This window comes from Acidobacteriota bacterium, assembly GCA_009861545.1.
Taxonomy (GTDB): domain Bacteria; phylum Acidobacteriota; class Vicinamibacteria; order Vicinamibacterales; family UBA8438; genus WTFV01.
Map to the genome: position 1 here is coordinate 70,329 of VXME01000058.1, position 21,025 is coordinate 91,353.

Sequence of the window (21,025 nt, forward strand, 5' to 3'; positions counted from 1 at the left end):
CCGCGCCGCCGTCCCGATGGTGTACTCTCGCCTGCGTCGTCCCATGTCCAGGGTTCCGGTGCCGCTGTACACCGCCGAGCAGATCCGCAACCGTGTGGCCGAGCTCGCGATCAGCCTCGACGGCCGCTTTCCGGCCGGCGCCACGCCGCACTTCGTCGCCGTGCTGAGTGGCAGCTTCATGTTTCTGGCCGATCTCGTACGGGCGATGCCGCGGCCGGTCACCATCGATTTCGTCAGGATGCAGAGCTACGGCTCGGCCAGCACCACGTCGGGAACGCCACGGCTGCTTCACGGCCCGAGCTCCGATCTCCGTGACCGGCACATCGTCATCGTGGAGGACATCGTGGACACGGGTCTGACCTTGCAGACCCTGCGGCGGAATCTCATCGCGGCGCGGCCCAGGAGCCTCGACACCGTGACGCTTCTCGACAAGCCGGCGCGCCGGCGGACCGACGTGCCGGTGGACCTGGTCGGCTTTCGTATCCCGAACCGGTTCGTGGTCGGATACGGCCTCGATCACAACGAGGAGCACCGTCATCTACCCTATCTGGCGGTCATTGGGGCATGATAGCCCGAAGCGAGAAGCTCGATGTCCAGTTCCCAGACACCGAACGCGCCCCCGAATCGGCCGCCGGCCGGCCGCTGGCCGACCGCCATCACCCAGGTCGAACCGGACAAGATCCTGGTGCGCGGGTACCCCCTCGACGAGTTGATGGGCCGACTGTCGTTCGGGGACGCCATCTACCTGCTGATCACCGGTGAGATCGCTTCGCCGACGGTGAGCCGCGTGATGGACGCCCTGCTGGTGGCGTCGCTGGATCATGGCGCGACGCCGCCCTCGACGTTGGCCGCGCGGCACGTCGCGGGCACCGGGGCCCCGTTGCGCGCCGCCGCCGCGGCCGGCATGCTGGCTCTCGGCTCGCCCCTCGGCGGCGGGGGGAGTATAGAAGGCTGCATGCGGTTTCTCGACGACGGGCTCGCGCTGGTGGGCGACTGGGTGTCGTACGACGACGCGGCGCGCCGGCTGCTGGATCAACGCGCCGGCAGCGGGCAGAATCCGCCCGGATTCGGCCATCGCCGGCACCGCCGGGACCCGCGCGCCGCGCGTCTGATGCAGCTCGCCTTCGAGCTGGAGCTCGAGGGAGGGCATACCCAGCTCGCCCGCGCGGTGGAGCAGGAGCTGGCAGAGCGGCAAGCCGCGGCCGGCCGGCCGCGGATGTCGCTGAACGCGGACGGCGCCATCGCCGCCGTGGCAGGCGACCTCGGCCTCGACGCCCAGACCGCCACGATGCTCTTCACGATTTCGCGGGTGCCCGGTCTGGTGACGCACGCCATCGAAGAGCAGCGGCGGCAGGACGCGATGCGCCCCATCGATCCGTCGCAGCACTTCTACGACGGGCCGGGGGAGCGGCGCCTGCCGGACTCGCCGCTGTGACGCGATCAGGAAGGGATCCGTCGAAAGCCACTGCCGCGAGAAAGGCGGGCAGTGGTGGGCGCTAGTGGATTCGAACCACTGACCCCCGCCGTGTGAAGGCGATGCTCTACCACTGAGCCAAGCGCCCGATCCGGATCGAACCCGCAGTGTAATCGAAGACTCACTCCGCCGCCAACCGGAGCGAAATCAGCGCGCCTCGGCGATCAGTGCCCGCAGCATGCGCGCGTACTGCGCGTCGGCGTCCGCATCGCCATCGTACCGGGCCGCGCCCGAACCGGTATCGACCATGTCGGCCGAATCGTCTCCGCCGGAGAGGCCGTCCGCCCCGGTGTCGGTGATCAACACCTTCGTCTCTGGAATCGACGCCGCGTTCAGATCGATGTAGGCCTCGCGATACTGCCCGTCGGCGATCTTCTGCTCCACGTACAGCGCCACCTCCAGGCGCGCCGACACGACGAGAAGCGTGCCGGGAAACGCCAGCGCGGCTACGAACCGGTCCTCGTCCGCCGTGTCCCGCGCCGCGATGGCGCCCATCCCGGAGGCGCTCAACAACTCGGCCAGCTCTGCGGCCAGGGGCGCGGACTCCGATTCCTGCGCCTGCGCCTGCGCCGCGAAAGCCACCGCCGCCAGAACGACGACGACCGCCACCCGTCTGAGGATCTCCAAACTCGACATGGTGAATCTCCCTTCGACGGCGCCAGAGCCGGCGCCGGCCCGTGCACACGTTCTACCACCGGCGACGGTTGGCGTCAACGACCGATTTCCAGTTGTCCGGCCGGTCCGCTCCCATCTTCTCACATCACGGCGAGACGCCAATCTCCAGCCTGCGGAGATCCCGCACCTGGTCCCGCAGAACGGCTGCCCGCTCGAACTCGAGATTCGCCGCGGCGGCGCGCATCTCCTTCTGCAAGGCGGCGATGCGCTCGTCCACCTCGGCCTGGCTGCGGTAGGTCGGGCCGGGCGGCTCGGCGGCGGGAACCGCGGCGTAGTCGCGCTCGTACACACTGGTCAGCACGCTCTCGATGTCCTTGCTGACCGACGCCGGGGTGATCCCGTGCTCGCGGTTGTACGCCTCCTGCCGCTCGCGACGCCGGGCCATCTCGGTCAGTGCCGCCCGCATCGAGTCGGTCTCCGCATCCGCGTACATCACGACCCGCCCGTTCACGTTGCGCGCCGCACGACCCGCGGTCTGGATGAGGGATCCGGCCGACCGCAGAAAGCCCTCCTTGTCGGCGTCCAGAATCGCGACCAGCGACACCTCCGGCAGATCCAGCCCCTCCCGCAGCAGATTGATGCCGACCAGGACGTCGAAGGCGCCCCGCCGCAGGTCGCGCAGGATCTCGACGCGCTCCAGCGTGTCGATGTCCGAGTGCAGGTAACGGACCCGCACCCCCAGTTCCTGGTAGAACTGCGTGAGGTCCTCCGCCATCCGCTTGGTGAGGGTGGTCACCAGCACGCGCTCCCGGCGTTCCGCGCGCAGCCGGATCTCGTGCAGCAGGTCGTCGACCTGACCCTTCACGGGACGCACGTCGACCGCCGGATCGACCAACCCCGTCGGGCGGATGATCTGCTCCACGACCACCCCGGCGCTGCGCTCCAGCTCGTACGGGCCGGGCGTCGCGGAGACGAAGACCACCTGCCCGACGCGTCCCTTCCACTCGTCGAAGGTCAAGGGGCGATTGTCGATGGCCGACGGCAGCCGGAAGCCGTACTCGACCAGCACGTCCTTGCGCGCGCGGTCGCCGTGGTACATCCCGCGCACCTGCGGCACCGTCTGGTGGCTCTCGTCGATGATCGTCAGCGCGTCGTCCGGAAGATAGTCGAGCAGGGTGGGCGGCGGCTCCCCCGGGGCGCGGCCGGACAGGTGCCGCGAGTAGTTCTCGATCCCGTGGCAGTAGCCGATCTCCTTCATCATCTCCAGGTCGAACATGGTGCGCTGGTGCAGCCGTTGCGCTTCGAGCAGCTTGCCGAGCTGCTCCAACTGCATGCGGCGCTCGGCCAGCTCCGCCTTGATCGAGTCGACCGCCTGCACCGTGTGCTCGCGCGGCATCACGAAGTGCGACTTCGGATACACCGCGATGCGGTCGTGCCGTTGGTGCGCGCGCCCGGTCAACGGGTCGAAGCTCAGCAGCTCGTCGACCTCGTCCCCGAACAGCTCGATCCGCACGGCCTGCTCGTCGTAGGACGGATACACCTCGATGATGTCGCCGCGGACCCGGAACACGCCGCGCGCGAAGTCGTGATCGTTCCGCTCGTACTGGATCTCGACGAGCTTGCGGAGGATGGCGTCGCGATCGATCCGCTGGCCCCGCTCGAGCGCGAGCAGCATCCCGTAGTACGCCTCCGGGGATCCGAGCCCGTAGATGCACGAGACGCTCGCGACGATCAGCACGTCCCGCCGCTCGAACAGCGCACGGGTGGCCGACAGCCGGAGGCGGTCGATCTCGTCGTTGATCGTCGCTTCCTTCTCGATGTACGAGTCGGTCGCCGGCATGTAGGCCTCGGGCTGGTAATAGTCGTAATAGCTGACGAAATACTCCACCGCGTTGTCGGGGAAGAAGCGTTTGAACTCCTGGTAGAGCTGCGCGGCCAGGGTCTTGTTGTGGGCCATGACCAGCGTCGGGCGGTTGACCGCCGCCACGACCTGGGCCATCGTGAACGTCTTGCCCGAGCCGGTCACGCCGAGTAGGACCTGATGCCGGTCGCCGCGGTTCAGGCCCTCGATCAGCTCGCCGATCGCACGCTCCTGATCACCGCGCGGCTCGAAGTCGGAAACGAGGGTGAACCGATCGTACGTGGAAGGCATGGACGAGACCGCCTGTCACCAGGGCGATCCGGCATGCTACCACGAGGGACGGAGCCGGGCCGTCAGCGCGGGTCGGCGGAAGCCTCGGCCTCGTTCCAGAGCGCGTAGTACCCCTCCCGGACCCGCACCCTCGCGCGCCGCAGATCGGCGCGGTCCGGACGCAGGCGGACCTCGACCTCGCGCCAGCTCCCGTCCCGGCGGGTGTTGGTCGAGATGAACCCGAGCGAGTACCGCGCGTCCAGCTCCTCGACGATCGTCTCGTAGATCTCCTCGAGCGCGTTCAGCGACTGCGGGAAGTAGGCGGTGCCCCCGGTGAGCTCCGTCAGCCGGCCCAGCCGCATCCGCTGCCGTTGGCGCGCCCTGGAACGCAGGTTGCGCTGGAAGCCGATGGCGTAGACGGTGACGTCGGACGCCCGCAGCAGATCTCGCGCGTCCCGCATCGAGAGGCGGCTGCGGGTGTCCTCGCCATCCGTGTAGAGCACCAGCACCTTGCGGCCGTCCTGCTCGAACGCGCCGTCCAGGTAGACGCCGAGGGCGTCGTACAGGGCCGTGTAGCCTTCGGGCCGACGCCCCCGCACGCGCTCGATCAGCCGGCCGAAGTCCTGCTGCCCGTAGCGGCCCACCCGCACCTCGGTGTCGAAGTCGACCAGCGTGATGTCGGCGGCATAGGTCAACGTGTTGAGGAACCTGATCGCGGCGGTCTTCTGGAACCGGTCGTTCCGCTCCATGCTGCTGCTCATGTCGAGCAGCATGCCGATGTGCAGGGGAATCGTCTCCGCGTCGCTGGCGAGCCCGAGCGAGAAGTAGCGCACCTCCTGGGGACGGCCGTCCTCGAGCACCTCGAAATCGTCGCGCGTCAGGTCGGTCACCAGGTTGCCTTCCCGATCGACGACGGTGACGCCGAGGTGCACCAGATCGATCCGACTGGTGAACAACGGCTGTTGTCCCTGTGCCGAGGCAGGCGCGAGGAGCAGAACCGCCAGGACGATTCCTTGCCACTTCATGGCCGCGATGATAGCGCACCCGGACGGTCGTTCCGATCCATCCCGGGACATCCGTACAGGCAGCGGGCGCGGACCGGCGTATAATTCGAGGCTGCCATGAGGTGCGTGGCGGTCTGCCAGGATGCCCTGGTCGTCAGGACGCTGCACCAGGCGCTCGTGCCGTCTCTCGACATCGAGTTCCTGGTAGAGGATCGCGCCTTGGCCCGCCGCCTCCACGACGCCGGGATTCCCGCCCGGGCCGGCGATCCGCGGCGCATCGACACCTACCTCCGCATGGACGTGACGCCGGCTACCTGCGTCATCGTCGAGGACGGCGGGCGCCGCAGCGTGAGGCGCATTCTGGAAGCGCTGGCCGACGCCGGCGCGGTGCTGACCTACGTGCTCGACGTCGCCGAGCGCCGCTCGAAACGATCCGACGAGTGCCTCGCCGCCTTTCCCGAAGTCAGCGCGTTGAGCCTCGGCGATCTGCTCAAGGGCTCGCTGCTCGGCGCGCTCGGCCGCGCGCTCACCCGTTCGCGGGTCCAGCAGTACCAGCGCTACTTCGCCGACGCCGACCGCGTGCTCATTCTCCTGCACCACGATCCCGACCCCGACGCGCTGGCGAGCGGCCTCGCGCTGCGCGCGCTGCTCCACCGCACCAAGGCCACCGCCATCATCGGCGCGTTCCACGGGGTGACCCGCCCCGAGAACCTGCGCATGGCGAACCTGCTCGACATCCGGGTGCAGGCCCTGACCGCCGAGTCGCTCGGCGAGTTCGACCGCATCGCCACCGTCGACGTCCAGCCGCACTATTTCGGGGGGTTGCTCGGACGCGTGGACCTGGTCATCGACCACCACCCGGAACGGACCGGCTACACGACGATCTTCAAGGACATCCGCCCCGATTACGGCTCGACGGCCACGATCCTCACCGAGCATCTGCGGGCCACGGACGTGAACATCTCGGAACGCATCGCCACGGCGATGCTCTACGCCATCAAGTCCGACACGCTGTTCCTGTCGCGGCAGACGAACCGCAGCGACCTGGAGGCGTTCACCTATCTCTATCCCCTCGCCGACCCGGCGCTGGTCCGCAAGATGGAAGGCTCCGAGATCACGCTGGAGCGGCTGCGGCACGTGACGCGGGGCGTGCAGTCGGGCCGGATGCGCGACCAGGTGTTCGCGGCGCACATCGGCGAGGCGCCGCGGGACGACCTCGTGCCGTACGTCGCGGATTTCCTCCTGCAGCTCGAGGACGTCAAGTGGTCCGTCGTGTCCGGCATCGTCGGCGACCGGCTCGTCGTCTCGGTCCGGAATCTGGGCTACTCGCGCAACGCCGGCGAGTTCGTCAAGCGGTGGTTCAACGATATCGGCAGCGCGGGAGGACATCGCGCCATGGCCAAGGCGGTGGTGCCGCTCGACGCATTCCGGACGAAGTTCGAATCGGTCGAGGACAGCGAGATCGCGGGCCGGCTCGCCGACCTCGCCGCCCGCTTCCTGCGCGAGCCGCAGAGCGGCGAACGGCGAACGGCGGGCAGGGGCTTCCGTACATCCGCGAAGCTGCGGTCGCCCGAGGGCTGAGACACGCGGCGCCGCAGGCCTCTCCGCTCAGTCCTGGCCCGCCAGACGGGCCGAAAAGGACGCCGGAGCGTCCGCCCGCTCTGCCGGCGGCGCCTCGATGAGCTCGCCGCTGGCCCCCAGGACGGCGTCGACGAACTGCCGAAAGCCGTCCTGGTAGCCGCGATCGACCAGCTCGGCCAGGGTCTGCTTGCGGTCGGACCGCTCGTCGTAACACCCGGCCACGTCGAAGGGGCCGACCGGGTTGTGCGCCGGCCTGACCTCGAACAGGGACTGGAACAGCCCGCGCCGGACGTCGATCGCCTCCTGAAGCGAAACGGTCTCGACGCCGAGCAGGTATTCCCCCGCCTTGCCGCGGATGTCCCGGCGCGCCGCGCCGAGCGCATGCGGGCCGCTGGCGGACGGTACGGCCGAGACCAGTATGACCTGCTGGACGCCGGCCCGCGCCACCTCTTCCAGCAGACGCGCCGTGCTGTCGGGCCGATCGCAGAACCGGTGCGTCTCCCCCTGCCAGGCACTGTCGTGCGCGAACGTCACGTGGTGCGGGTCGGTGGCGACGGGCAGGCACAGCGCGGCGGCGAAAGCGTCCATCGCGTGCCGCTGCGCGTCCTGCGACAAGTCCACCGTCTCGAGCGGCCGCGCCGCGGCGTCCTCCCCGGGCTGCCCCTGCAGGAACTCGCCGCGGTACGGCTCGGCGAGCAGGGCGAAGGCGACGTCGCGCCGCGCGTCGACGTCGTGGACCAGCATCAGCAGCTCGCGAAACCCGGGCTGCCCCAGGTTCTCCTGGAGCAGCTCGGCATAGCGCCGGCCCAGCTCGTCGGCGTTGGGACGCTGCACCCGCGACCCGTGCATGATCTGCCACAGGCCGCCACTGAACCATGCTACGGCCTGCGCGCGGTCGATCGGCGCCCCCAGCAGCCGCCACCACAGCCCGCCGCGACCCGGCCGCCGCCCCCGGGGCCGCAGCGCGCGCTCGATGACATCGAGGGCCAGCAACGCCAGCAGCGAAGCGACCGCGATCACCACGAGTCGGGGCAGGTAGACCGGCAGCACCGACGGCGCGAAGACCGTGCGGAGCCAGCCGCCATAGGCCGTCGACAGATCGCCGCCGACCTCGACGCCGATCAGGACCAGGAAGTACCCGACGGGAAACACGACGGCCGCCAGCGCCAGCGCCGCGACCGGCAGCAGCGTCGTCGCGAACGCGGCGGCGAGCATCCACGCCGCGCCGCGCAACGTAGGCCGCCAGCGGTAGGTGCGGCGCACGCCGGGGCTGCGCCACAGCCCGCTCTGCGCCCACAGGCGCGAGCCGCCGTCCACCGCCGCGAACATCGCCCCGACGGCGCCGATCCCGCGCCCGGCGACGAGATCGATCTTGACGCCGGCCTCGACCAATGCGCGCAGCACACCGGCGTGATACGCGCCGGCGGCGCCGGTGCCGGCGAGGACGAGCGCCGTCCGCAACTGCGGGACGTACCGGCGAACCGTGTCGATGGAAGCCACGGACTGGCAGGCGCTCAGGACTCGTGGATAGTGGTCAGCTCGACGATCTCGAACTCGCGGACGCCGCTCGGCGTCTTGACCTGGATTTCGTCGCCTTCCTCCCGGCCGACGATGGCCCGGCCGATCGGGGACGCGGTCGACACCCACCCCTTCGCGGGATCGGCATCCTCGGGCATCACCAGCTCGTAGGTGATGGTCGCCCCGTCCTCCGCGCGCAGCAGTACGGTCGACCCGAGCGCCGCCCGATCATGCGGCAGGCGGTCGAGGTTCATCAGCGCGATTTCCGCGACCCGGGTCCGCAGCATGCCGATGCGGGCCTCGACGAGTCGCTGCCGCTCCTTCGCCGCCTGGTACTCGGCGTTCTCGCGCAGGTCGCCCAGCTCCCGGGCCCGCTGAATCTCCTTGGGAAGCTCGCGAGTGAGCTCGCGCTCCAGCGTCTGAATCTCGCCCTCGATCCGCTTGAGCAGTCTTGCCTTCATGAGCAGATTGCAGCCTTGTAGCCTAGCACATCTGTTATGCTCGGCCCGGCGCCGCGCAGCGCCGCGGATTCCGTGGAAACCGTCACCAGTCGCCGGAACCCGCTCGTCGTCCGTTTCCGGTCCGCCCTCCGCACGAACCGCCGGTCGCGGACGCATCTGCTGCTCGACGGGCGGCGCCTGATCGCCGACGCGCGGCGCGCCGGCGTCCGTCTGGAATCCGTTCTGGTGGCCGCATCTGCGCTCCGGCGCGGCGCGCCGGCCCTCGACGCGCTCGTGGCGGATTGCGAGGCGAACCGTATCGATGTCGCGGCCGGCTCGGACCCCGTGCTGGCGGCCGCCAGCCCCCTCCGCTCCCCCTCCACCGCCGTCGCGCTCGCGCGCCATCGCGCTCCGTCGGTCGAGGAAGTACTTGCCCGCGCCGCGCACGGCTGCCTCATCGCGCCGGCCGGCGTGCAGGACCCGGGCAATCTCGGGGCCATCGTCCGGGCGGCCGACGCGGCCGGCGCCGGCGGCGTCGTCGTCACCGGGGCGGCGGCCGACCCCTTCGGATGGAAGGCGCTCCGCGGGGCCATGGGCAGTACTTTCCGGCTGCCGGTAGCGGACGCGGGCGAGGCGAGCGACCTGCCCGAACAGGCCCGGCGAGCCGGCTGCGAGGTGCTCGCCGCGGTCCCGCGGAACGGCCGGTCGATGTACGATCTCGACCTGACGCGGCCGGCGCTGATTCTGATCGGCGGGGAGGGTGCGGGTATCGAGAGCCCGTTCCACCGCTCGGCCGACGCCGTGGTCTCGATTCCGATGGCCGGCGGCGTCGAATCGCTCAACGCCGCGGTGGCGGCCGCCGTCCTCGCGTACGAAGTCCGCCGGCAACGAATGGCGGTATGAAGTCAGGCCACCTGTTCGAGTCCGCCGCGCCGGACCGGCGCGCCGTCGAGGCGCCGCTCGCGGAGCGGATGCGCCCGCGGACCTTCGAGGAGCTCGTGGGCCAGCAGGAGCTGCTGGCGCCCGGTCGGCCGCTGCGCGCCGCGATCGAGCGCGACGCCCTGCAATCGATCATCCTCTGGGGTCCGCCGGGCACCGGCAAGACGACCATCGCGCGCCTGATCGCCACGGTCACCCGCGCCCATTTCATCGCCTTCAGCGCCGTCCTGTCCGGCATCAAGGACATCAAGGCGGTGATGGCCGAGGCCCAGGCGGCGCGCCGCGAGCTCGCACGGCGCACGATCCTGTTCGTGGACGAGATCCACCGCTTCAACAAGGCGCAGCAGGATGCCTTTCTGCCCCGCGTCGAGGCGGGCGACATCGCGCTGATCGGCGCCACCACCGAGAACCCGTCGTTCGAGGTCAACGCGGCGCTGCTGTCGCGTTCCAAGGTCTTCGTGCTGCAGCCGCTGGCGACGGACGAGACGGCGGCCATCCTACGACGGGCGGTCGCGGATTCCGAACGCGGCCTCGGCTCGACCGGGGTCGCGGCGGACGACGACGCCCTCGCGGCCATCGCGCGCCACGCCAGCGGGGACGCGCGCGTGGCGCTCAACCTGCTGGAGCTGGCCGCCACCCTGGCCGGCTCCGGACGCATCGACCGGGAGCTGCTGGCGCGAGCCATCCAGAAGCGCGCCCTGCTCTACGACAAGTCGGGCGACGAGCACTTCAACCTGATCTCGGCGCTGCACAAGTCGCTGCGCAACAGCGATCCGGACGCCGGAGTCTACTGGCTGGCGCGCATGATCGAGGCGGGCGAGGAGCCTCTGTACATCGCGCGGCGTCTCGTGCGCTTCGCCTCCGAGGACGTCGGAAACGCCGACCCGAACGCCCTTGCGGTAGCGGTCGCGGCCAAGGAGGCGGTGCACTTCATCGGCATGCCGGAGGGCAACACCGCGCTGGCGCAGGCCGTCACCTATCTCGCCACCGCGCCCAAGAGCAACGCCGTCTACGCCGCGTACAACCGGGCCGCGGCCGACGCGCACGAGCAGGTGGCGGAGCCGGTCCCCCTGCACCTGCGCAACGCGCCGACCCGGCTGATGAAAGAACAGGGCTACGGGGACGGGTACGCCTACGCGCACGACGATCCGGACGGCGTCACCGGCATGGACTGTCTGCCCCCCGCGCTCGCCGGCCGCCGGTACTACCGGCCGACCACCCGGGGATACGAGAAGGAAGTCGCCCGCCGGCTCGACGCGTGGCGGGCGCTGAAGCGCGCGAAGGGGCAAACCACCCCCGCGCGGACGGAGGAGCCGTAGCCGTGCCGGGAATGCTCTACTACGCGGGCCGCGGGCTGCAGCTCCTCGGGATGTGGCTGCTGCTCGTCTCCATCGTCACCGCCGGGCCGCTCGGGCCAAGCCCGCGTCTGTTCGGCGCCGGCGTCGCCGCCTTCGTCGCCGGCTGGTTCCTCGTGAAGCGGACGGCGGGATAGAGGCCGGCCCCGGTCCCCGCGAGCCCGTGGGGGAGGCCGGCCGCGGGAACGCGGTCAGTCGCGCAGGGCGAACGTCGACAGGGAACTGCCGGCGATGACCGCGACGTACTGTCTGCCGTCCACCTCGTAGGTCATCGGGCCGTTGACGATCTGGCCGCCCAGGCCGACCCGCCACAACAGATCGCCGGTGCGGGCGTCCAGGGCCTGAAAGTAGCCGGAACGGGCGCCGGTGAACAGCAGGTCCGAGGCGGTGGTGAGGATGCCGCTGCTCGTGACGTCGGTCATTTCGAACTTCCACCGCGTCTCGCCGGTCAGCGCGTCGAGCGCCACCACCGCTCCGCTCCCGGCGGCGGCCGTCCAGGTGTTGACGGGCCCACGGGTCAGCCCCGGCACGGTGGGGGCGTCGGGCACCGGCTCGGCCGTCCTCGGCCGCCCGCCGACGAACGGACGCCCCGGCGCATACTCCTGCGGCTGCGCGTCGAAGACGGACGCATACGACTCCCAGGCCGGGACGTACATCATCTCCGTCCGTGGACTGTAGGACGGCGAGTACCAGTTCGTCCCCCCCTGAACCCCGGGGTAGGTGGGCGCCCCGGGCGGCTGGGGCGTCTCGATCGGCCTACCGTTGTCGTCGAGTCCCTCCGCCCAGTTCACCGTCACGAACGGCTGCCCGGTCAGGAAACGGCCCGTCTCCCGGTCCAGCACGTAGTAGAAGCCGTTGCGATTGGCCCACAGCATCGCCTTCAGCTCGATGCCGTTGCGCTCGATGTCGGCCAGCACGGGGATCTGCACCGCGTCGTAGTCGTACGGGTCGTTGGGCGTGAACTGGAAGTGCCAGCGGAGCTCGCCGGTGTCGGCGTCGAGCGCCACGACCGAGTCCGAGTAGAGGTTGTCGCCGGGACGCTGGTGGCGATTGAAGTCGGGCCCCGGGTTGCCCAGGCCCCAGTACATCAAGTTCAACGCCGGGTCGTACGACCCGGTCAGCCACGCGGCTGCGCCGCCGTGCATCCATGCCTCCGGGTCGCAGTACGTCTCCGGATCCGGAGGACACTCCTCCCACGTCTCGTGCCCCGGCTCCCCCGGTCCCGGGATGGTGTGGAAGCGCCACACTTCCTCCCCGGTGGCCGCGTCCAGTGCCGTGATGAAGCCGCGGATGCCGCGGTCGCCCCCGGCCGAGCCGATGATCACCTTGTCCTCGACGACCAGCGGCGCCAGGGTGAAGGAGTAGGCCAGGTGGCGGTCCGCCAGCTCCACGTCCCAGAGCTCGGCGCCGGTCGCCGCATCGAGCGCCACCACGTGCGCATCGAGAGTGGCCATGAACACCCGGTTGCCCAGTATCGCGACGCCGCGGTTGTTCGAGCCGCAGCAGGCCCGGTGGTCGGGCGGCGTCGCGTAGCTGTAGACCCAGAAGACGCGCCCCGTCCGGGCGTCGAGGGCCACCACGTCGTTGGGCCGCTGCGTCAGGTACATCACGCCGTCCACGACCAGCGGCGTGGACTGCCACGGACCGAACACCGGCGTCTGGTACACCCACTGGAGCTGCAGGTCCCGCACGTTGGCGGCCGTCACCTGGTCCAGCTCGCTGTAGCGCTGGCTGTAGTAGGTGCCCGAGTAGGTCAGCCAGTCGGCCGGCGCCTCCGCCGCCCTGCTCAGCCGTTCGAACGACACGTCCTGCGCCGAAGGACCGGCGGCCGTCAGCCCGACCAGCACCCCGGCCACCGCGAACCGCCGCGCGGTCTCCATGCGTCGCGTCATTGTTTTCAGCCTTTCAGGGACACGAGATACGCCAGCAGATCCGCGAGCTCCGCCGCATCGAACCGATCCCCGTAAGCGGGCATCGGCGACTGCTCGATCACGCGGAACTCACGCAGGTCAACCTTGTCGAACGACCGCAGACGCGCGTCGTCGTCGAGAATCTGCACCGTGTAGGTGTCCTCGTTCAGGCGGCGGCCGGTGATACGCGCACCGTCCGCCGTCACCAGCTCCACCGGGCGATCGATGGGCCGCATCGTGCCGGTCGGGTCGAGCAGCGAGCGCCGTAGCGCGCTCAGCGTCCGGACGGAACCGATCCGCGTCAGGTCCGGCCCGGTCCGGAACCCCTGGCCCTGCAGTCGGTGGCAGCTCAGGCAGTCGCCCGCCCCCTCGAAGATCGCCCGTCCGCGGGCGGCATCGCCCAGCATGGCGACGTCGATCTCGTAGGTCATGTTGCGCAGGTAGGCGACGATGCCGGTCATCTCGGCGGTGTCGAGTTCGATGGCGAGCATCCCCGTCCCGGGAATACCGTCCCGGATGACCTGGATCAACTCGCGGTCGAGCGCCGCGCGCCGCAACTGGCCGCTGCGCAGGTCGACCCCCGCCACGGCCGCCCCGTCCTCACCGTGGCAGGCCGCGCATTGTTCCAGGTACACGCTGCGGCCGTACTCGATGTCGGCCGGCTCGTACTCGGTGTGATCCTGCGCGTGTCCTGGCCCGATCCCGGCGACAAGACAGAAGCCCGCGCACGCGACCAGCCACCGCCCGCGAATCAATCGTTGCATGGGATTTCCTCTGGCGCATTGTAGATCCGGCCGCGCGCAACGCGGCGGGGCTCACGGATCGGTGGTCCCGGCGGACGCCGGGGGGCGCAAGCGGGTCTCGACCCGCATGCGCTCGTCCGTGGCCGCGGCGAAGAACGGCTCCCACTGCCGGCGGATCGCATCCAGCTTCGCCACGTGATCGGGATTGGCCTCGCGCCCGTTCCTGACGACGTACGCGAACGCCTGCCGGTGGACGCGCGGCGATTCGTCGGCGCTCGGCACGCGGGGGCCTTCGACCTCGATGATGTCCGCTATCAACACCTCGCGCCTCGTGCCGTTGAACGTCACCCCCACCTGCGGCGATCCGGCGCTGCGGGCGGGCGGCATGGCGTTGGTCGGCGCCTCGACGTAGAAGAACGCCGGCACCTCGTGGTCGTGGCGCAGACCCATCGCGTACTGGTCGAGCGCGCTGTAGCCCTCGACCGCGGCCACCGTGCGGAACGCCCCGCCGCCGAGGTCCTCGATGTCGTTGCCCTCCATCACCGACGCGTCGCTGTCGACGAAGAAGCTCCAGTGCGCCTGTTGCCGGCCGAGCAGCGCCGACGACCGCTCCCGGTCGTGATCGCTGAAGTCCAGGAAGGCGAGCCAGCGATGGCCGGTCTCATGGCCGAGCAGGCTCAGCGTGGTGTTCTCGCGGTTCACCTTCTTCTCCGGGTCGTCGGAGTACTTGCCGAGCCAGCCCATGACGACGATGCTGGTCAGCGTGTCGCTGCCGAAGTCGGCCGGAATGTCGTATACGGCCTGCCCGATGCCCTGGATCCGGTTGCCGATGGTGATCTCGTAGGCGAAGGCATCGAAGAGCACGGGCTGGTCGGTCCAGATGACGATCTGATCGTAGGCGTCCGGGTGGGTCTGCAGAAACTTCCGGGCCACCGCCACCGTGTCGAGCTCGCCCCGCAACGCGAAGCGTTCGCCCACCGCCGCGGCTCCGCCCGCCGCCCCCGCCGCAGCGCTCAGATCGACCGACTCGAACGCCGTGGTGCGCCCCGGGGAAAGGCCGACGATGGCCTCGCCGAGCCCCACATCCGGATCGAACGTCATCTCGATCGCGCCGGTCGACAGCAGGCTCACCTGCACCGTGGTCGTGCTCTGCGATTCGAACCCCGGCACGTCGCACCAGGTCACGGTGGCCGCGTCGGCGCCGGATTGCGAATAGACCGTGCCGCCGACCGACGGATCGAGGTCGGCGAGAAACGGCGCGACGCGCGGCGGTCCCGACAGCAGGCGGGACACGCCGCGGGCCGTGCTGGCGCTGTCGCCCTCCTCGAACGTGATGTTGCCGTCGGAGTTGACGAACGCGCCGTCATGGGTCGTCGCATAGAAAGGGAAATCGAACGACAGCGCCAGCGGAGCGCTGTCGTCGTCGTCCAGCGTCAGGGCGTCCCCCAGCGACGAGCGCCAGGCAGCGGTCCCCAGGTACTCCACGTCGTAACCGCCGTCGTCGTTCGCGGCGAACCGCAGGGTGACGTCCCGCAGGTCGTAGATGTTCGAGGCGCGGAACAGATCGCCCTCGTCCTGCAGCACCGCGATCTCGCCCTGGTCCTCGTTCGACCCGGCCGCGGACACCGGCCGCAGAAGTCCCCGCTCCACCGCGGACCGGTGGTTCCAGATGCTGTCGAGCACGCCCCAACGCGCGCCGTCGTCGATGAATCCGGACCGCTTGCCGGCTTCGACGGGCAGCAGGCTCGGGGGGATTGCGTTCCGGACGGTGGTCGGGGACGGTGCAGCGGGGCAGGGATTCTGCGCGACGGCCGAATCGGGCGAGCCGGCGGCGACTCCCGCCGCGAACAGGACCATCCTCGCCGCCCCCCGCACGCATGGCGTACACCGCATGGCCGCTCCCGGATGGTCAGAAGCCGAGCCGGAAGCCGACGCGCAGCAGGCTCGGGTTCATTATCTCCAACGTCCTGCCCGGACCGGTCGGGCCCTCGGCCGTGCCCACGTCGTACTGGCGCTTGAGCACCGTGCTCGCGTTCAGAATGTTGAACCAGTCGAGGTCCACGTTCATCGTGACGTCGTCGACCCGGAACTCCTTGCCGACCCGCAGGTCGAAGCTCCTGATGGCCGGCAACCGGTGATCGCCGACGTCGGGCGCCAGCAGCACGTCCTTGAACGCCGCCGCGTCCCGCGGATGGGCCTGGATCTCCTGGAAGTAGGGCTGCCCGAAGCCCTGCCGGATCAGCAGGTTGGCGGCGACGTTGATGCCGAACGGCGCCTCGTAGAGCCCGTTGGCCACGAACTGGAACTTCGGGCTCACGAAATAGAAATCCGTCTTGCCGCTTCCCGACTCCCTGCTGATGACCAGGCCGCCGTCGCGCTGCGGGCTGATCGGCGACGGCGTCGGATCGATGATCGCGGCCGCCCGGTCCGTGAAGTACTCCCGGTGGTCGTTGTAGGAGTAGGCGATGCGCGCCATCCAGCGGTTGCTCAGCCGCTTCGTGAAACCGGTCTCCCAACCCCAGTAACCCTGGTGATAGCCCTCCCGGTTGCGCTCCTCCCGGCCTCCGCCCGGGGGCAGGGCCACGCCCGGCAGCGGCGCGTAGACGTCCTGGCTGACCGACCCGCCGCCGCCGGCCGACGGCAGCGCCGCGGTGATCGTGTCGACCACGCCATAGTCGCTGGACGCGAGTCCGAGCAGCGGCTCCCACGTCAGGTTGGTGAACCGACGGTAGGTCACCGACGCGGTCAGCGCGGAGTTGGAAATCGGCAACTCCCGATCGACGCCGAAGATGAGCTCGTGCGTCCGCGGAGAAGAGAGGTCGGAAGCCACCCGGTTGACGCTTTCGGTCGACGTCGGGTTGGCGGGATCGAAACCCTCGGCGAAGACGATCCCGTTGTCGAGAAGCAACTCGTCGCGTTGCGTCACGCCGTCGCCGTTGAAATCGATCGCCGTATAGTACACGGCCGAGTAGTCGACCGGTCCGGCGAGGGTGCTGGAAGCCCCCGCCTCCAACTGCGAGGCGAACTGCCCGTAGCTCGCCCGGACGAGCGTGTCCGACTCCTCGCCGAGCGCGTAGCTGACGCCGATACGCGGCGCCAGCATGTCGAAGACGTGCGTGTTGCGCAGGGGCGATGACGTCAGAGCGGGGAGCACGTCCGGCACCAGCGGGTTCGCCCGCCGGCTCGATTCCAGCAGCGACGCCGCCGACCGGTCGAAACGCACGCCGACGTCGATGGTCAGGCGGTCCTTCGCGATCCGGTCGCTTGCGTAGAAGCTCAGGTACCGGCCCTCCGCGTTCACGGAGGAGTCGCCGAAGATGATGGTCCGCATCAGGCCGTTGTCGGGATAGCTGTTCAGATGCAGGGAGAGCGTCCCCGTTCCGGGCCAGACCAGATCCGTCTGCACGCCGTTCCGCCGCCAGTTGAAGCCGAGCCGCAGCTCGTGGTCGCCACGGAACCAGTTGGCGTCGGCATCGATCACCGACTGCGGCCGCCACGATCGGAAATCGAGGTAGGAGTTGTGGTACACGCGGTTCACGTCGCGGTACACGTCCTTGTCGAGCCCGCCGCGGGGCGTGAGGAAGAAACCCCAGTTGTACTGCGTCGCCTTGGCGCTGACCACCAGATCGCGCCCGGCCCAGGTGGCCGTGCCGGTGAACAGGCCCGCGCCGCTGCCCCCCTGGTTCCAGGTGGTCTCGTCGGGCCGCGTCGGCCCGGCGTTGCGCCCGAGCTTGATCTTGGCCCCGTTGAAATGATTGAAACCGAGGCGCAGGCCGTCGGCGACCTGCCCCTGCACCTTCAGCGCCCGGTTGGTCAGGGTGGTGCGATCCGCGGTGTCGATGAGCGTCCGCAGCCGGATGTCGGTCTCCCCCAGCGAGCCCCAGGCCCACAGCCGATCCCTCACGAGCGGGCCGCCGACCTCGAAGCCGTAGTCGGCGTACTGCTCCATCCGGTTGCCCTTCCCGGTCTCGCCGCCGATCGACTCGGCCAGCTCCTCCGACAGGTTGCCGCGCTGCAGCCCTTCGTTGGCGAAGTAGCCGCGCAGGCTGCCGTGGTACTGGTTCGTGCCGCTCTTGAGCACCACGTCCACGGCGGCGCCCGGGGTCTGGTTCCGCACGTCCGCCCCGCCCGTGTTGATGCGCACCTCCTGGAACTGGTCGAAGTCCCAGTAGGTCGGCGACGAGAGCGACGCCATGTCGGTGATCACCACACCGTCGAGCGTCCAGGTGTTCTCGTCGTCGCTCGCGCCCTTGGCCATGTAGATGGACTGCTGGCCCGATTCCGCCCCGCCGACGTTGACGCGGTCCACCACGACGCCGGGAATCGTCTGCAGCACCACCCACGGGTCGCGCGCCGACGGGATCTCCTGCAGCTCCTCCACCGTCACGTGCGTATCGGTGCTCTGGCGGCGCGGGTCGATGATCGGCGCCGTGCCGGAGACCATCACCGTCTCCTCGACGCCGCCGACCTCGAGCGTTGCGACCAGCGGGGTTGCCGACGCCGCCCGCACCTGTACGGCCGTGTCCACGAACGTGCGAAAGCCCTGCAGGGTGACGCTCGCCACGTAGGTGCCGACCGGGAGCCGCAGCAGGTGCGCCTCGCCCTGCACGTCGGTGAATACGTCGGCGCGATCCTGCGGTCCGGTAATGGTCACGGCTGCGCCCGGCAGCACCGCGCCGGTGGAGTCCTCGACGGTGATGTCGATTCGTCCGAGGTCGACCTGTGCCGCAACGGGCGACGCGAGCAGGACGAGCGCGAGCCCCGCGCCCAGATTCGGAAAGTGGATTCGCCGCTTCATGTCGCCGCCTCCATCACGTGCGCGGGAGCGGCAGATGACCGGCGCTTGGGTCCCGGCAATTCACCGCGATCCCAGATACGTCTCCGCGCATGGTAGCAGCAGATTCGTTCCACCACGAAATCTCCAAAGCGATACCGTGCTACCACGTCATCCGGCGTCCGGGCCGGACAAGTCGACGTCCGACGGCCGTTCGCCCGTCAACCCCCGCTTTCGAGCAGTCCGGTCAGGCGCTGTATGTCCTCGCCGTAGGACGCCGGCGCGGTGCCCACGAACCGCTCCAGGTAGGACCGCGCCGCGCCGAGATCACCCGCATCGACCAGCTCCGTGCCCAATCGCAGCAGGGCGTCCGGAACCCGTGTACTGTCGGGGTCCAACTCGATGACGCGCTCGAAGGTCTCCAGCGCCCGTTCGTGATCCCCGCGCCGCGCATAGGCGACGCCCAGCGCGTTCAGCGGGTTGACGTCCGGGGGTCCCTCACCCGCCACCAGCGCTTCCAGCAGCGGCACCGCCTCGTCGGCCGCACCGCTCTCGGCCAGGTACATCCCGAGCTGGCCGGCCGCGGCCGGACTCGCGATGCCGGCATCCCGAACCCGTCTCAGCGTCGCGACGGCCTCTTCCGCCTCGCCCAGCGACCAGTGGAGGTACGCCAGGTGCCGGTGGGCCAGCTCCAGATCGGGGCGCTCGGCGATCACTTCACGGTAGACCTCTATCGCTTCGCGCGGCCGGCCGCGCCGGTACAGGTCGACACCGCGGTGGATCGCTGCGTCCAGGTGCGCAAGCCGCTTCGGGTCGTCGTCCTCGGTATGGGTATCCCTGGCGGGCGCGGTTCCGCCCGCGTAGCCCAGGGACCGGAGACGCTCGACCACCTCCGCGGTCTCCGCGACGCGCCGCTCGAGCGGGTCCGACGCCGGCAGGTCCGCCAACAGGGCCTCCAGCTCCCGCGCCCGCCCCGCCCGGCCCGCGGCCAGGTTGCTCGATTCGGCCGGGTCGGCCCGCACGTCGTAGAGCTCCGGCACGGGCAGATCGATGTACTTGTCCCGTCCCGCCAGCACGCCGCGCAACGGCGCCCAGCCCCGGTTCAGCGAGGCGGACAGCGCCTCGAAGTACGACAGCGGCTCGGTGTCGGCGGGCGCCGGGTCGAGGAGCGAGCGGCCGGGCAGCGCGGGAGCCGGCAGGGAGAGCGCATCGAGGACCGAAGGAACGATGTCGACGTGTCGGACCGGTTCGGCCGAGACCGCCCCCTCGTCCGGAACGGCCAATCCGCGTCCGATCTGCGCGACGACCAGGGGAACCCGCAATGTCGCCTCGTACGCGAACAGGCCATGGGTCCGCTCGCCGTGCTCTCCGAAAGCCTCGCCGTGGTCGGCAGTGACGACGACTAGGGTCGGGCGCGCTTGCGAGGCGCCGGCGACGTCGAGCAGCGGACCGAGCGCGTGGTCGGTGTAGGCGACCTCGCCGTGATACGGGCTCGCCGCGTAACGTGCGTCGAAGGGCGGCGGCGGACTGTAGACGGCATGCGGATCGAACAGATGGACCCAGGCGAACCACTGTCCCGGCTGCGACTCGATCCAGGTGCGGGCGGCCTCTACCACCGCCTCTGCCGGCCGTTCCGCGATGGTGAGGTCGTACGGCCCCTCCGCGTGCCCGAACCGGTCGTCGTACACGTCGAAACCGTTGTCGAGCCCGAACCGGCTGTCGAGCGGGAAGGCGCCGACGAACGCGCCGGTGGCGAATCCCTCGGCGCGCAGCATCGCGGCCAGCGTCAAGCTCTCTTCCGGCAATCGGTAGCCCGCGTTGTCGTGAATCCCGTGCTCGAAGGGATAGAGCCCGGTAAGGATGCTGGCGTGCGACGGCAGCGCCATCACGGCGTGGGCGTGGGCGAACTCGAAGCGGACGCCGGCCGCCGCGAGGCGATCGAGATTGGGGGTCTCGGCCGGACCGCCGTAGCTGCCCAGCGCGTCGGCGCGCAGCGTGTCGATGGTGACCAGAAGCACGTTCTGCTCGGCGGTGCGCGCGACGAGCGGCTGCCGCCCGCCCGACCAGAGCCAGACCAGCGCCGCAGCGGTGCCCGCGACCAACAGGGCGGCGACAGCGCGGCGCCGGGTGGCGGCCGAGCCGCTCGAACCGGATCGGACCCGGGAACGACCGCCGGCGGTGCGCCGGGCCCGCACCGGCTCCCTCGAGGTGGCCCGTGACGACGACGCCGGCGATGCAACGCCGGGCGGCGTCACCGCTGCCGGCGCCGTCCCGCGCTTCGCCGCTCGCTGCGAGCGCGTCTTGCCACGGCGCTGTCTGTTGCGTGACTTGCGACTCATCGGTGGCCCGGCAAGCGGGGCTTCAAGTCTATCGTGGACGGCGACGGTCGGGGCCGGCTCTCCCTGTATGGTTCACAGGGCTTCTGCGGGGCGATCTCCCCCGCGAAGCAACGCACCACGGAATTCTCGGGCGCCGGACGTCCCAGAGGCTAGGAGTCTGCGCCGCAGAAAACAGATGCGACAATTGTAGGCGCGAGCCGAC

Annotated in this window: 15 protein-coding genes and 1 tRNA gene; 5 read left to right on the forward strand and 11 right to left on the reverse strand. The window is 70.1% G+C overall.

The window, feature by feature from the left end; all coding sequences use genetic code 11:
- Positions 1 to 43: 43 nt before the first annotated feature.
- Both hpt and F4X11_08990 read left to right on the forward strand, forming a co-directional pair.
- The gene (hpt, locus tag F4X11_08985; GenBank protein ID MYN65149.1) at positions 44 to 568 is read left to right on the forward strand and encodes a hypoxanthine phosphoribosyltransferase; all 525 of its coding nucleotides are present in this window, start codon (positions 44 to 46) and stop codon (positions 566 to 568) included.
- A 21-nt stretch (positions 569 to 589) separates the two neighbouring features.
- The gene (locus tag F4X11_08990) at positions 590 to 1,435 is read left to right on the forward strand and encodes a citryl-CoA lyase (protein MYN65150.1); all 846 of its coding nucleotides are present in this window, start codon (positions 590 to 592) and stop codon (positions 1,433 to 1,435) included.
- A gap of 52 nt (positions 1,436 to 1,487) precedes the next feature.
- Here the strand turns inward: F4X11_08990 and F4X11_08995 are convergent.
- The 4 genes from F4X11_08995 to F4X11_09010 all read right to left on the reverse strand — a co-directional run bounded on the left by F4X11_08995 (position 1,488) and on the right by F4X11_09010 (position 5,296).
- Positions 1,488 to 1,562 (reverse strand) — tRNA-Val (locus F4X11_08995).
- 59 nt (positions 1,563 to 1,621) lie between these two features.
- Positions 1,622 to 2,110, reverse strand: a complete 489-nt coding sequence (locus F4X11_09000; GenBank protein ID MYN65151.1) for a hypothetical protein — start codon at positions 2,108 to 2,110, stop codon at positions 1,622 to 1,624.
- A 124-nt stretch (positions 2,111 to 2,234) separates the two neighbouring features.
- The gene (uvrB, locus tag F4X11_09005; protein MYN65152.1) at positions 2,235 to 4,241 is read right to left on the reverse strand and encodes an excinuclease ABC subunit UvrB; all 2,007 of its coding nucleotides are present in this window, start codon (positions 4,239 to 4,241) and stop codon (positions 2,235 to 2,237) included.
- Positions 4,242 to 4,303: 62 nt separating this feature from the next.
- The gene (locus tag F4X11_09010) at positions 4,304 to 5,296 is read right to left on the reverse strand and encodes a VWA domain-containing protein (protein ID MYN65153.1); all 993 of its coding nucleotides are present in this window, start codon (positions 5,294 to 5,296) and stop codon (positions 4,304 to 4,306) included.
- 45 nt (positions 5,297 to 5,341) lie between these two features.
- Here F4X11_09010 and F4X11_09015 point away from each other — a divergent pair, with 45 nt between their 5' ends.
- The gene (locus F4X11_09015) at positions 5,342 to 6,805 is read left to right on the forward strand and encodes a hypothetical protein (protein ID MYN65154.1); all 1,464 of its coding nucleotides are present in this window, start codon (positions 5,342 to 5,344) and stop codon (positions 6,803 to 6,805) included.
- A 27-nt stretch (positions 6,806 to 6,832) separates the two neighbouring features.
- On the opposite strand, the gene F4X11_09020 is transcribed toward F4X11_09015, so the two are convergent.
- The gene (locus tag F4X11_09020; GenBank protein ID MYN65155.1) at positions 6,833 to 8,305 is read right to left on the reverse strand and encodes a hypothetical protein; all 1,473 of its coding nucleotides are present in this window, start codon (positions 8,303 to 8,305) and stop codon (positions 6,833 to 6,835) included.
- Between the two features lie 14 nt (positions 8,306 to 8,319).
- On the reverse strand, positions 8,320 to 8,784 hold the full coding sequence (locus tag F4X11_09025) for a transcription elongation factor GreA (protein ID MYN65156.1): 465 nt from the start codon (positions 8,782 to 8,784) through the stop codon (positions 8,320 to 8,322).
- A 36-nt stretch (positions 8,785 to 8,820) separates the two neighbouring features.
- Here F4X11_09025 and F4X11_09030 point away from each other — a divergent pair, with 36 nt between their 5' ends.
- Together F4X11_09030 and F4X11_09035 are read left to right on the forward strand one after the other, a co-directional pair.
- Complete coding sequence (locus F4X11_09030; GenBank protein ID MYN65157.1) at positions 8,821 to 9,666, forward strand: hypothetical protein; 846 nt, start codon at positions 8,821 to 8,823, stop codon at positions 9,664 to 9,666.
- Positions 9,663 to 11,021 (forward strand): replication-associated recombination protein A, encoded by a 1,359-nt coding sequence (locus tag F4X11_09035; GenBank protein MYN65158.1) that lies wholly within the window; start codon positions 9,663 to 9,665, stop codon positions 11,019 to 11,021. Before F4X11_09030 ends, F4X11_09035 begins: the two co-directional genes overlap by 4 nt.
- Positions 11,022 to 11,248: 227 nt before the next feature.
- On the opposite strand, the gene F4X11_09040 is transcribed toward F4X11_09035, so the two are convergent.
- The 5 genes from F4X11_09040 to F4X11_09060 form a co-directional block, all read right to left on the reverse strand.
- Complete coding sequence (locus tag F4X11_09040) at positions 11,249 to 12,949, reverse strand: PQQ-dependent dehydrogenase, methanol/ethanol family (protein ID MYN65159.1); 1,701 nt, start codon at positions 12,947 to 12,949, stop codon at positions 11,249 to 11,251.
- A gap of 5 nt (positions 12,950 to 12,954) precedes the next feature.
- Positions 12,955 to 13,731, reverse strand: coding sequence for a c-type cytochrome (locus F4X11_09045; protein MYN65160.1), 777 nt, complete (start codon positions 13,729 to 13,731; stop codon positions 12,955 to 12,957).
- Between the two features lie 51 nt (positions 13,732 to 13,782).
- Positions 13,783 to 15,603, reverse strand: a complete 1,821-nt coding sequence (locus F4X11_09050) for a hypothetical protein (GenBank protein ID MYN65161.1) — start codon at positions 15,601 to 15,603, stop codon at positions 13,783 to 13,785.
- A gap of 16 nt (positions 15,604 to 15,619) precedes the next feature.
- Positions 15,620 to 18,508 (reverse strand): TonB-dependent receptor, encoded by a 2,889-nt coding sequence (locus F4X11_09055; protein ID MYN65162.1) that lies wholly within the window; start codon positions 18,506 to 18,508, stop codon positions 15,620 to 15,622.
- A 197-nt stretch (positions 18,509 to 18,705) separates the two neighbouring features.
- On the reverse strand, positions 18,706 to 20,823 hold the full coding sequence (locus F4X11_09060; protein ID MYN65163.1) for a sulfatase-like hydrolase/transferase: 2,118 nt from the start codon (positions 20,821 to 20,823) through the stop codon (positions 18,706 to 18,708).
- Positions 20,824 to 21,025 lie beyond the last annotated feature (202 nt).